Annotated in this window: 9 protein-coding genes; all 9 read left to right on the top strand. The window is 63.9% G+C overall.

Going from position 1 to position 12,738, the window contains the following annotated elements; all coding sequences use genetic code 11:
• Positions 1-7: 7 nt before the first annotated feature.
• Positions 8-688 carry a LuxR C-terminal-related transcriptional regulator gene (locus tag DBR12_RS12465; protein ID WP_108617538.1) on the top strand — a complete coding sequence of 227 codons (681 nt, stop codon included), beginning with the start codon at positions 8-10 and terminating at the stop codon, positions 686-688.
• Between the two features lie 461 nt (positions 689-1,149).
• Positions 1,150-2,442 carry a nitrate/nitrite transporter gene (locus DBR12_RS12460; protein WP_108617537.1) on the top strand — a complete coding sequence of 431 codons (1,293 nt, stop codon included), beginning with the start codon at positions 1,150-1,152 and terminating at the stop codon, positions 2,440-2,442.
• Positions 2,443-2,463: 21 nt separating this feature from the next.
• Entirely contained in the window at positions 2,464-3,873 is a 1,410-nt protein-coding gene (locus tag DBR12_RS12455; protein WP_108617536.1) for a NarK family nitrate/nitrite MFS transporter, read from the top strand.
• A gap of 40 nt (positions 3,874-3,913) precedes the next feature.
• Positions 3,914-7,711 carry a nitrate reductase subunit alpha gene (locus DBR12_RS12450; RefSeq protein WP_108617535.1) on the top strand — a complete coding sequence of 1,266 codons (3,798 nt, stop codon included), beginning with the start codon at positions 3,914-3,916 and terminating at the stop codon, positions 7,709-7,711.
• 23 nt (positions 7,712-7,734) lie between these two features.
• The gene (gene narH / locus DBR12_RS12445; RefSeq protein ID WP_108617534.1) at positions 7,735-9,258 is read left to right on the top strand and encodes a nitrate reductase subunit beta; all 1,524 of its coding nucleotides are present in this window, start codon (positions 7,735-7,737) and stop codon (positions 9,256-9,258) included.
• A gap of 159 nt (positions 9,259-9,417) precedes the next feature.
• A complete protein-coding gene (gene narJ, locus DBR12_RS12440; protein WP_108617533.1) occupies positions 9,418-10,119 on the top strand; it encodes a nitrate reductase molybdenum cofactor assembly chaperone in 702 nt (233 codons plus the stop codon).
• Positions 10,116-10,847, top strand: a complete 732-nt coding sequence (gene narI, locus DBR12_RS12435) for a respiratory nitrate reductase subunit gamma (protein WP_108617532.1) — start codon at positions 10,116-10,118, stop codon at positions 10,845-10,847. Before narJ ends, narI begins: the two co-directional genes overlap by 4 nt.
• Before the next feature lie 147 nt (positions 10,848-10,994).
• Complete coding sequence (locus DBR12_RS12430) at positions 10,995-11,819, top strand: peptidylprolyl isomerase (protein ID WP_108617531.1); 825 nt, start codon at positions 10,995-10,997, stop codon at positions 11,817-11,819.
• A gap of 29 nt (positions 11,820-11,848) precedes the next feature.
• Positions 11,849-12,526: a carbonic anhydrase gene (locus tag DBR12_RS12425; RefSeq protein ID WP_108617530.1), complete on the top strand. Its 678-nt coding sequence runs from the start codon at positions 11,849-11,851 to the stop codon at positions 12,524-12,526.
• The last annotated feature ends 212 nt before the right edge of the window (positions 12,527-12,738 follow it).

Raw genomic sequence — 12,738 nt, 5'->3', positions numbered from 1 at the left:
GCCCCCGGTGACGCTGCTGGTGGTGGACGACCACACGCTGTTCCGCAGGGGCCTGATCGCGCTGCTGGCGCTGGACCCGGGCCTGCTGGTGGTGGGCGAGGCAGGCGATGCCGCCGAGGCACTGCGCCTGGCGCCGCAGTTATTGCCGCAGGTGATACTGCTCGACAACCACCTGCCCGGCGTGATGGGCGTGGACGCCATCGGGGGCCTGCGCGAGGTGGCCCCCGCATCGCGCGTGCTGATGCTCACCGTGAGCGAGGACGGGCAGGACCTGGCCGCCGCGCTGCGCAACGGCGCGCAGGGTTACCTGCTCAAGACCATCGACGGCGACCTGCTGGCCCAGGCCATCCGCCGGGCGGCCCGGGGCGAGCCCGTGGTGAGCCCCGAACTCATGGGCAAACTGGTGGCAGCCTTCCAGTCGCAGGGGGCTCCGGAGTCCGCACTGACCCCGGTGGCGCAGGCGTCACCTCCGTCCGATGCCTCGGCTGCCGTGGCGCAGCTGTCCCCGCGCGAGGAAGAGGTGCTGCGCGAGATTGCACGCGGCGCCAGCAACAAGGAAATCGCCCGCACGCTCGATATCGCCGAGACCACGGTGAAGATCCACGTACAACACATCCTGCGCAAGCTGGGCCTCAGCTCGCGTGTGCAGGCGGCGGTCTACGCCTCCGACCGCCATCGCGCGGAGTAGGGTTGGCGGCGCTGCACGGCAGTGCTGGTCCTATATTGCTTTGATGCTATCAAATATATAGCTATTGAGGCTTGCCTATAGCGCGGCAGGGCCGATTTTTCCATCAAATCCACGCCATCTGCCGGTGTGCAGGTCTGCGTCCGCACCTGCGCACCTAGCGCTGCGCGTTGCCTTGCTCCTTGTGCGGGCAGGGCATTCCTATTGAGTCGGCATCTTTGAACTTGAAAAATCCGTTCGGGCTGAGCCTGTCGAAGCCCTGCGCGGCGCTTCGACAGGCTCAGCGTGAACGGTTCAAGTTGATTCAAGCCGACTCAATAGTTCTTTCGAACGATGCCCTCGCCCCTTGCCGCGCCGGGGACTACTCCTTCTGCCGTGACCGGGCTGTGCTTGTGAAGGATGTTCAGCGCGGTGCTGAAAACCGACCATAGCGCCATACCCAAGAGAAGAAGAGGAACCGCGCAATGGCACACACCACATTGCCCCCGGGCGACAGCCCACAGCGCACCCGCCAGGCCTGGTCGGTGCTCATCGTCAGCACCTTCGCTTTCACCGTCTGCTTCATGGTCTGGATGATGTTCGGCGTCATCGGTATCCCCATCAAGAAGATGCTCAACCTGAACTCCACGCAGTTCGGGCTGCTCATGTCCATGCCCGTGCTCACGGGTTCGCTGGTGCGGGTGCCGCTCGGTATCTGGACCGACAAGTTCGGCGGCCGCATCGTGATGGCCGCAGTGATGGCCACCACCGTGCCCGCCATCTGGATGATGGGCTACGCCACCGAGTATTGGCACTTCCTGACCATCGGCTTGTTCGTTGGCCTGGCGGGGGGCTCGTTCTCTGTGGGCACGCCCTATGTGGCGCGTTGGTTTCCCAAGCACCGCCAGGGCACGGCCATGGGCGTGTACGGCGCGGGCAACTCGGGTGCCGCCGTCAACAAGTTTGTCGCCCCGGTGCTGCTGGTGGCATTTGGCTGGACCATGGTGCCGCAGGTGTACGCGGCCATCATGCTGGGCACGCTGGTGCTGTTCTGGTTCTTTAGCCACAGCGACCCGGCCCACCTGGTGCCCAGCAACGTCAAGTTCACCGACCAGCTCAAGGCGCTGAAGGACCCCAAGGTCCTCAAGTACTGTCAGTACTACAGCATCGTGTTTGGCGGCTATGTGGCGCTGTCGCTGTGGATGGTGCAGTACTACGTGGGCGAGTTCGGCCTCGATATCCGCGTGGCGGCTCTGCTGGCCGCCTGCTTCTCGCTGCCAGGTGGCGTGCTGCGTGCCATTGGCGGCATGTTGAGTGACAAGTACGGCGCCCACAGCGTGACCTGGTGGGTGATGTGGGTGAGCTGGATCTGCCTGTTCCTGCTCTCGTACCCACAAACCGACTTCACCATCCTCACCGTCAACGGCCCCAAGACTTTTCATATCGGTCTGAACGTCTATCTGTTCACCGGCCTGATGTTTCTGCTGGGCATTGCCTGGGCCTTCGGCAAGGCCAGTGTCTTCAAGTACATCAGCGACGACTATCCCCACAACATCGGCGCCATCAGCGGCATTGTGGGCCTGGCCGGTGGCATGGGGGGCTTCATCCTGCCCATCCTGTTCGGTGCGCTGATGGACCTCACGGGAATCCGCTCCAGCGCCTTCATGCTGATGTACGGCGTGGTCTGGGTTTCGCTCATCTGGATGTACTTCACCGAAGTGCGCCGCATGCCCGTCATGGGCCCACAGGACGCCGCCGCGCAAACGGTCGTCCGCTGATTTTTCCCCAAGGACCTCACCATGTCTGCCACCACCACCAGCGGGCGCCAGGGGCGCCTGCTTACCCTCTGGACACCCGAGGACAAGACCTTCTGGGAGCGCGAAGGCGAAGCCGTCGCCAAGCTCAACCTCTGGATATCGGTGCCCGCGCTGTTCCTGGCCTTTGCCATCTGGCAGGTCTGGAGCGTGGTCGCCGTGAGCCTGCCGGGCCTGGGCTTCAAGTATTCGACCAACCAACTGTTCTGGCTGGCGGCAGCGCCCGCGCTTTCGGGCGCCACGCTGCGCATCTTCTACTCGTTCATGGTGCCGCTGGTGGGCGGCCGCCGCTGGACGGCGATCTCCACCGCCAGCTTGCTGATCCCTGCAATCGGCATCGGATTTGCGGTACAGGACAACACCACGGCCTATCCCACCATGCTCATCCTGGCGCTGCTGTGCGGCCTGGGCGGTGGCAACTTCAGCTCCAGCATGGCCAACATCAGTTTCTTCTTTCCGAGGGAGCGCAAGGGCTCGGCGCTGGGCGTGAATGCGGGCCTGGGCAACCTGGGTGTTTCGGTCGTGCAGTTCTTGAGCCCGCTGGTCGTCACGGCTGGCATCTTCGGCATCTTTGGCGGCGAGGCGCAGACCATCGTCAAGAACGGCCAGACGATGCAGGTGTGGACGCAAAACGCCGCCTTCATCTGGGTGCCCTGGATCGCGATCACCGCGCTGGCTGCCTGGTTCGGCATGAACGACATCGCTGACGCACGCGCCTCGTTCGCTGCGCAGGCCGCCATCTTCAAGCGCAAGCACAACTGGCTGATGTGTGTGCTGTACCTCGGCACGTTCGGCTCGTTCATCGGCTACGCCGCAGGTTTCCCGCTGCTCATCAAGAGCCAGTTCCCCGGTGTGAACCCGCTGGCCTACGCCTGGCTGGGGCCGCTGGTGGGCGCGGTGATCCGCCCGTTTGGCGGCTGGCTGTCAGACAAGCTGGGTGGTGCGCGCGTCACGCTGTGGAACTTCATCGTCATGGCCGTGGCCGTGATGGGCGTCACGGTGTTTTTGCCCTCGGGCGGTAACGACGGGCAGTTCGCGGGCTTCTTCGTGTGCTTCCTGGTGCTGTTTCTCACCACCGGCATCGGCAACGGCTCGACTTTTCGCATGATCCCCGTGATCTTCCTCACTGAAGCCATGCGCGGTGTGGACAAGAACGACGCAGCAGCAGTGGCCAACGCCAACAAGGAAGGCAACACCCTGGGCGCCGCCACCCTGGGCTTCACGGCTGCCATGGCGGCCTACGGCGGGTTCTTCATTCCCAAGAGCTACGGAAGCTCCATAGCCCTCACAGGCAGTCCCCACGCTGCGCTGTGGACCTTTCTGGCCTTCTACGTGATTTGCATCGTACTGACCTGGTGGTACTACGCCCGCAAGCACGCTGAGATGCCCTGCTGAGCAGGCACCCCGAACAAGACAGCAGAACAAGGAGCCCCCGATGAGCCATTTCCTCGACCGCCTTTCGTACTTCGCGCAACCCCGCGAGACCTTTGCCCAGGGCCATGGCGAAACCAACGGTGAAGACCGCACCTGGGAAGATGCCTACCGCGACCGCTGGGCACACGACAAGATCGTGCGCAGCACGCACGGTGTGAACTGCACGGGCAGCTGCTCGTGGAAGATCTACGTCAAGGGCGGCATCGTGACCTGGGAAACCCAGCAGACCGACTACCCCCGCACCCGGCCCGACCTGCCCAACCACGAACCCCGGGGCTGCGCACGCGGCGCCAGCTACAGCTGGTACTTGTACAGCGCCAACCGTGTGAAGTACCCCATGGTGCGTGGCCGCCTGCTCAAGCACTGGCGCGCCGCCATCGCCCTGGCCAAGAGCCCGGTGGACGCCTGGGCCAGCATCGTTGAGAACAACGCCTCGCGCAGCGAATGGCAAAAGCAGCGCGGCCTGGGGGGCTTTGTGCGCAGCACCTGGGACGAAGTGAACCAGATGATTGCTGCGGCCAACGTCTACACCATCAAGAAGCACGGCCCGGACCGCATCATCGGCTTTTCGCCCATCCCGGCGATGTCGATGATTTCGTACGCCGCAGGCAGCCGTTACCTGAGCCTGATGGGCGGCGTGTGCATGAGCTTTTATGACTGGTATTGCGACCTGCCCCCCAGCAGTCCGCAGACCTGGGGCGAGCAGACCGACGTGCCCGAGTCGGCCGACTGGTACAACAGCTCGTACATCATTGCCTGGGGCTCCAATGTGCCCCAGACGCGCACGCCCGACGCGCACTTTTTGACCGAAGTCCGCTACAAGGGCACCAAGGTCGTGTCCATCACGCCCGACTATTCCGAAGTGGCCAAGCTGGGCGATTTGTGGATGCACCCCAAGCAGGGCACCGACGCTGCCGTGGCCATGGCCATGGGCCATGTGATCTTGAAGGAGTTCTACTTCAAGGACGGTGGCAAGGGCCGAAGCAGCTACTTTGACGACTACGCGCGCCGCTACACCGACCTGCCGCTCTTGGTGGTGCTGAAGGAAAAGACGCTGCCCGATGGCCGCACGGTGATGGTGCCCGACCGCTATGTGCGCGCCAGCGACTTCCCCGGCCAGCTCGATCAGTCCAACAACCCCGACTGGAAGACCGTGGGCTACGACGAGCTGGGCCAGGTCACGCTGCCCAATGGCTCCATCGGCTTTCGCTGGGGGGCAGACGGCCGCGCCGACCAGGGCCTGTGGAACCTGGAGAACAAGGAAGCCCGCACGGGCAACACCGTCAAGCTCAAGCTGTCGGTGATCGAGGACGGCGCGCAGGCCCATGACGTGGCTGATGTGGCCTTCCCATACTTTGGCGGCGTGGCAACGCCCAACTTCACGGCCAACGAACAAGGTGGTGATGTGATGGTGCGCCGCGTGCCGGTGTCCCACCTGGAACTGGCCGGGCACGAAGCCCAGGGCCGCGTGATGGTGGCCACCGTGTTCGACCTGCTGGCGGGCAACTACGGCATTGACCGGGGCCTGCCTGGCGAAGAGCAGGGCGTTACCTACGACAGCGACCGCCCCTACACGCCCGCCTGGCAGGAAAAGATCACCGGTGTGCCGCGCGACCAGGTCATCACCGTGGCCCGCCAGTTTGCCAACAACGCGCACAAGACCCACGGCAAATCCATGGTCATCATCGGTGCGGCCATGAACCACTGGTACCACAGTGACATGAACTACCGCGGCATCATCAACATGCTGATGCTGTGCGGCTGTATCGGCCAGAGTGGTGGTGGCTGGGCGCACTACGTGGGCCAGGAAAAACTGCGCCCACAGACCGGCTGGACGGCGCTGGCCTTTGCGTTGGACTGGATCCGCCCACCGCGCCAGATGAACAGCACCAGCTTCTTCTACGCCCACACCGACCAGTGGCGCTACGAGAAGCTGGGCATGGAGGAGGTCCTCTCGCCGCTGGCCGACAAGAAGGCTTATCACGGCGCGCAGATTGACTACAACGTGCGCGCCGAGCGCATGGGCTGGCTGCCTTCCGCTCCCCAGCTCAAGACCAGCCCTCTGCAGGTGGCCAAAGACGCCGCAGCGGCAGGCATGGACGCGAAGGACTACGTCGTCAAATCGCTCAAGGACGGCACGCTCACCATGAGTTGTGAGGACCCGGACCATCCGTCCAACTGGCCGCGCAACATGTTCGTGTGGCGCTCCAACATTTTGGGCTCGTCGGGCAAGGGGCATGAGTACTTCCTCAAGCACCTGCTGGGCACCACCCACGGCGTGCAGGGCAAGGATCTGGGCAAGGATGAAGCCAAGCCCGAGGAAGTGCAGTGGCACACCAACGCGCCCGAAGGCAAGCTGGACCTGCTGGTCACGCTCGACTTCCGCGTGAGCACGACCTGCCTGTACTCCGACATCGTCTTGCCCACGGCCACCTGGTACGAGAAGAACGATCTCAACACCAGCGACATGCACCCCTTCATCCATCCGCTGTCCACAGCGGTGGACCCTGCCTGGCAGGCCAAGAGCGACTGGGAGATCTACAAGGGTTTCGCCAAGGCCGTGAGCGAGGTCAGCGTGGGCCACCTGGGCGTCGAGAAGGATGTGGTGCTCACGCCCATCATGCACGATACGGCGGGCGAAATGGCCCAGCCCTATGGTGTGCGCGACTGGAAGCGGGGTGAGTGCGAGCTCATCCCTGGCAAGACGGCGCCGCAGGTCACGGTGGTCGAGCGCGACTATCCCAACCTCTACAAGCGCTTCACTGCCCTGGGCCCGCTGATGGACAAGGTGGGCAACGGTGGCAAGGGCATTGGCTGGAACACGCAAACAGAGGTGGGCCAGCTGGGCGATCTGAACGGCCGTGTGAAGGAAGAGGGCGTGACGCAAGGCATGCCCCGCATCGTGACCGACATTGACGCCACCGAAGTGGTGATGATGCTGGCCCCTGAAACCAACGGCCACGTGGCCTGCAAGGCCTGGGAAGCGCTGGGCAAGCAGACGGGCCGCGACCACGTGCATCTGGCGCTGCACCGCGAGGACGAGAAGATCCGCTTCCGCGACATCCAGGCGCAGCCGCGCAAGATCATCAGCTCGCCCACCTGGTCGGGCCTGGAGAGTGAAAAGGTCAGCTACAACGCGGGCTACACCAATGTGCATGAGTACATCCCATGGCGCACCCTCACGGGCCGCCAGCAGTTCTACCAGGACCACCCGTGGATGCGTGACTTTGGCGAAGGTTTTGTGAGCTACCGCCCACCCGTGCACCTCAAGACGCTGGAAGAAGTCGAGGGTAAGAAGCCCAACGGTAACCGCGAGATCGCGCTGAACTTCATCACGCCGCACCAGAAGTGGGGCATCCACAGCACGTACAGCGACAACTTGATGATGCTCACGCTGAATCGGGGTGGCTCCGTGGTGTGGCTGAGCGAGGACGACGCCAAGGTCGCGGGCATCGTGGACAACGACTGGGTCGAACTCTTCAACGCCAATGGCGCCATTGCGGCCCGTGCGGTGGTGAGCCAGCGTGTGAACCCCGGCATGGTGATGATGTACCACTCGCAAGAGAAGATCATCAACACGCCCGGCTCCGAGATCACCGGTACGCGCGGCGGCATCCACAACTCGGTCACGCGCATCGTGCTCAAGCCCACCCACATGATCGGCGGCTATGCGCAGCTGAGCTACGGCTTCAACTACTACGGAACCATCGGCACCAACCGCGACGAGTTTGTGCTGGTGCGCAAGATGGACCGCATCGACTGGATGGATGGCGAAGCCGCTGCATCCGACCACGCCTGAAGCCGAAGACAAGGAGAAACACGATGAAAATTCGCGCACAAATCGGCATGGTGCTCAACCTGGACAAGTGCATCGGCTGCCACACCTGCTCGGTTACCTGCAAGAACGTCTGGACCAGCCGCCCGGGCGTGGAATACGCCTGGTTCAACAACGTGGAGAGCAAGCCTGGCATCGGCTACCCCAAGGAATGGGAAAACCAGGACAAGTGGAACGGCGGCTGGGTGCGCAACCCGGACGGCTCCATTGCCCCCCGCCAGGGCGGCAAGTGGAAGCTGCTCATGCGCATCTTCGCCAACCCCAACCTGCCGCAGATCGACGACTACTACGAGCCCTTCACGTTCGACTACGACCACCTGCAGTCGGCGCCCGAAAGCAAGGCTGCGCCCACGGCCCGCCCGCGCAGCCTGATCACCGGCAAGCGCATGGAGAAGATCGAGTGGGGACCGAACTGGGAAGAAATCCTGGGCGGCGAGTTCAGCAAGCGCAGCAAGGACAAGAACTTCGACGATGTGCAAAAAGACATCTACGGCCAGTTCGAAAACACCTTCATGATGTATCTGCCGCGCCTGTGCGAGCACTGCCTGAACCCGGCGTGTGTGGCATCGTGCCCCAGCGGCTCGATCTACAAGCGCGAGGAAGACGGCATCGTGCTGATCGACCAGGACAAGTGCCGTGGCTGGCGCATGTGCGTGAGCGGCTGCCCCTACAAGAAGATCTACTACAACTGGCAGTCGGGCAAGGCCGAGAAGTGCATCTTCTGCTACCCGCGCATCGAAGCGGGCCAGCCCACGGTGTGCTCCGAAACCTGCGTGGGCCGCATTCGCTACCTGGGCGTGCTGCTGTATGACGCAGACCGCATTCAGGAAGCCGCCAGCGTGGAGCGCGACCGCGACCTGTACCAGGCCCAGCTCGACATCTTCCTGAACCCGAACGACCCCGATGTCATCAAGCAGGCCCGCCTCGACGGCATCCCGGACAGCTGGATGGACGCCGCGCGCAACAGTCCTGTCTACAAGATGGCCGTGCAATGGAAGGTGGCCCTGCCGCTGCACCCCGAGTACCGCACGCTGCCCATGGTCTGGTATGTACCGCCCCTGTCGCCCATCACGGCCGCTGCCAACGCCGGCCATGTGGGCGTGAATGGCGAGATCCCCGATGTGTCGCAACTGCGCATCCCTGTGCAGTACCTGGCCAACCTGCTCACCGCCGGCGACACCGGCCCCGTGGTGCGGGCGCTTGAGCGCATGCTGGCCATGCGCACCTACCAGCGCGACAAGCATGTGGAGCAGCGCCAGAACCTGGCCGTGCTCAAGCAGGCCGGCCTGTCGATGGCCGAGGTGGAGGAGATGTACCACGTGATGGCGATTGCCAACTACGAGGATCGCTTCGTCATCCCGTCGGCCCACCGTGAGTACGCCGAAAACGCGTTCGACATCCGGGGCGGCTGCGGCTTCTCGTTTGGCAATGGGTGCTCCGACGGTGCCACCGAAACGAGCATGTTTGGCGGAAAGAAGCCCCGAACCATCCCCATCAAAGCAACGGTATGAAACACCCCCTGAGTCGCTTCGCGCCTTCCCCCTCCAGGGGGACGACAGCCTTTGCCGCGGGGCGGCCCTTGCTGGCCGTCCTCGCGATACCACTGCGCCAGTCTCATTCGCCTCAGTTCACAACTGGCGCAATGGGCCACTGAAAACAAGGAAACCACCATGTTCAAGAAGAACCCGACCTCCGTGCGCCTGACCCTGCGCGCCCTGGGCTACCTGCTGAGCTACCCCGATGCGCAGTTGCGCAGCGTGATGCCGCAGCTGATCGACGCCCTGCAGGCAGAGCAGGCCCTTCCGGCCGATCGCATGAATGAACTGAAGGCTGTGTGCGAGCACCTGGCTACGTTTGACCCGCTGGAGGCAGAAGCCCGCTACGTGGACAACTTTGACCGGGGCCGCCAGACGTCGCTGCACCTGTTCGAGCATGTGCACGGCGACTCGCGCGACCGCGGCCCTGCGCTCATCGACCTGATGCAGACCTATGAAAAGGCCGGCCTGCAATTCCAGGCCGACGAGCTGCCCGACCACCTGCCGGTGGTGCTGGAGTTCGCCTCCACCCAGCCACCCGAAGTGGCCAAGGAGTTCCTGGGCGAAATGGCCCACATCCTGAATGCCTTGTTCAGCGCATTGGTCGCGCGCAATAGCCCCTATGCCAGCGTGATCGCCGCTGTGCTCGAAGTCTCGGGCCAGCGTGTGCAGTCGGTGGCGCTCACGCCTGAGCCGCCCATGGACGAGGTGTGGGCCGAGCCCGAAGCGTTTGGTGGCTGCAGCACCCAGGGCCAGGCCAAGCCTGACCAGCCGCAGCCCCTGCATTTTGTTCGTACCCCACGCGCCGAGCGGGCACCCGAAGGAGTCTCAGCATGACCACCTGGCTTGATACCCTGTTGTTTGGCATTTACCCCTACATCTGCCTGGCCGTTTTCTTCATCGGCAGCTGGGCACGGTTTGACCGTGACCAGTACACATGGAAAAGCGATTCGTCACAGTTGCTGCGCACCGGCAGCCTGCGCTGGGGCAGCAACCTGTTCCACATCGGCGTGCTGTTCCTGTTCTTCGGCCACACGGTGGGCATGCTCACGCCGCACTTTGTGTACGAGCACTTCATGAGTGCGGGCGCCAAGCAGCTCATGGCGATGGTCTCTGGGGGCATTGCGGGCACGCTGGGCTTTATCGGCCTGTCCATCCTGCTGCACCGCCGCCTGTCGGACGCGCGCATCCGCGCCACGTCCAAGACCAGCGACATCCTGATCCTGGTGCTGCTGTGGCTGCAGCTGGCGCTGGGCCTGGCCACCATTCCCATGTCAGCGCAGCATCTGGATGGCTCCATGATGATGAAGCTGGCCGAATGGGGGCAACGGGTGGTGACCTTCCGCAGCGGCGGGGTGGAGCTGCTGGCTGAGGCGGGCTGGATCTTCAAGGCCCACATGTTCCTGGGCATGACGATTTTCCTGGTCTTCCCGTTCACCCGCCTGGTGCATGTTTGGAGCGGCTTTGGCACGCTGGCCTATGTGTTGCGCCCCTACCAGGTGGTGCGTGCGCGCCGCCTGAATCTGCCTCCAGGCCACATGCAGTCGCAAGACCGCGGCGCCTGAAATCCACTGACTATCAAGGAGCACACCATGAGCGGATGTGGAACCGGGAGCTGCGGATGTGGCTCCACCGAGCGCAGTGCTGAGACAGCCCCTGCCAGCACGCTGACCCCCACGCAGGCTTCGGCCTATGAGGCCCTGGCCGCGACTATGGCCGATGTGTCCCCAATGGTCCTTTCGGTACCTGCGGCGGGTGCAATGGCCGACGCGGTGGCTGCCGTAGCACGCATCAACGGCGTGGCCCTCAATGCCCCGCACGAACTGCTGGACGAAGAGGCCTTGCGCCAACGCGCTTGCACCGAGCTGCTGCGCCAGGCCGCCCAGCAGGCGGGGCTGCTGTCGGCAGACGATGTGCCGGGTGTCCAGGGCGCCATCAGCACCGAGGCCTCCAACGCCATTGAGCAACTGCTGGACCGCGAGTTGATCACTCCCGATCCCTCAGAAGAAGCCTGCCGCCGCTACCACGAGGCCCACCCATCGGCCCATGCCCAGGGGGAGCGTGCGCAGCTGCGCCATGTGCTGTTTGCGGTGACGCCAGGCGTGGATGTGAAACTGCTGCGCCTGCGGGCCGAGGCCTTGCTCATTGAATTGCGCTGCGCCGACGATGGCGGCGCCCAGTTCGCCAAGGCCGCCGCCCAGTGGTCCAACTGCCCCAGTGGCCAGCAAGGCGGTGAGCTGGGATGGCTGACCCGTGCCGACTGTGCTCCCGAGTTCGCCCGCGAGGTGTTTGGCAGCGCCGAGATCGGCGTGCTGGCGCGCCTGGTGCACAGCCGCTTTGGCCTGCATGTGGTGGAGGTGGTGGCGCGCGAATCCGGGCAGCAACCCGCGTTCGAGGAAGTACGCCAGGCCATTGAACTCACCCTGCGACAGCAGGCCTGGGTGAACGCGCTGCGCCAGTACCTGCAGCTGCTGGCAGGCGCCGCCGTGGTCGATGGGGTGGCGCTTGATGCGGCCGAATCGCTGCTGGTGCAGTAGCGGCATGCATTTCTCTGGGTCGTACTGCCATGCCTGACGAGTTGTTGGACCGCCTGCGCCGTTTTCACAACGACGCATTTCCCCAGTACCGCGAACAGTTCCAGACCCTGGTGGACGAGGGGCAGCACCCCACCACTCTGTTTGTCGGCTGTTCTGACTCGCGCCTGGTGCCCTACCTGTTGACCGGGGCGGGGCCGGGCGAGTTGTTCCTGTTGCGCAATGTGGGGGCCTTCATTCCGCCGTACGACGGATCGCACGGCCACCATGGCACCACGGCGGCCATTGAGTTTGCGGTGCTCAACCTGCAGGTGCGCCGCATCGTGGTGTGCGGCCACAGCCACTGTGGGGCTATCAAGGCGATGTATGGTGAGGTATCGCCCGAGGCCCCCAATCTCAACCGCTGGCTGGATCTGGGGCGCGAGGCACTGTTGCCCATGCAGCCAGGCCCCGAGGTGCTGCGCCGCACTGAGCAGCGCGCTGTGGTGCTGCAGCTGGAGCGCCTCATGGAATACCCCATGGTGCGCAGCCGGGTGCAGTCTGGCCAGATCAGCCTGCATGGATGGCATTACGTGATTGAGGAGGGCGAGGTCCATGTGTTCGATGTCAGCACCGGCGGTTTTGTCCCCGCCTCGCGCGCGGACAACAGCGGTACGGGTCCCTATCAGCCATACGTGGAGCATGACGGCCAGGTGCTGGTGAACGAGTGATCGGGCATCGACTTGCCATAGGGATGCATTCGGAGTGGAATGAGCGCTCCTTGACGGAAAACAACACCGTTTCAGTGTGAAACCCAAATCATCGGCCCCCATGAAACGCGAACCCCAGCCTCCTATCAGCCCCACCCCGTCCCTGCAACCCATCAGCCTGGATGTGCTGCGGGAGAAATACCTCAAACCCGGCGAAACCACGGTCGACGAGC

Source organism: Acidovorax sp. HMWF029 (assembly GCF_003060895.1).
Lineage (GTDB): Bacteria > Pseudomonadota > Gammaproteobacteria > Burkholderiales > Burkholderiaceae_C > Acidovorax.
The sequence above is the reverse complement of the archived record's forward strand: the minus strand, read 5'-3'. Positions and strand labels throughout refer to the sequence as shown.

Coding starts and splice junctions, on each gene's coding strand:
- DBR12_RS12460 (WP_108617537.1), top strand. CDS start 1,150: ATGGCACACACCACATTGCCCCCGGGCGACAGCCCACAGCGCACCCGC.
- DBR12_RS12455 (WP_108617536.1), top strand. CDS start 2,464: ATGTCTGCCACCACCACCAGCGGGCGCCAGGGGCGCCTGCTTACCCTC.
- DBR12_RS12450 (WP_108617535.1), top strand. CDS start 3,914: ATGAGCCATTTCCTCGACCGCCTTTCGTACTTCGCGCAACCCCGCGAG.
- narH (WP_108617534.1), top strand. CDS start 7,735: ATGAAAATTCGCGCACAAATCGGCATGGTGCTCAACCTGGACAAGTGC.
- narJ (WP_108617533.1), top strand. CDS start 9,418: ATGTTCAAGAAGAACCCGACCTCCGTGCGCCTGACCCTGCGCGCCCTG.
- narI (WP_108617532.1), top strand. CDS start 10,116: ATGACCACCTGGCTTGATACCCTGTTGTTTGGCATTTACCCCTACATC.
- DBR12_RS12430 (WP_108617531.1), top strand. CDS start 10,995: ATGGCCGATGTGTCCCCAATGGTCCTTTCGGTACCTGCGGCGGGTGCA.
- DBR12_RS12425 (WP_108617530.1), top strand. CDS start 11,849: ATGCCTGACGAGTTGTTGGACCGCCTGCGCCGTTTTCACAACGACGCA.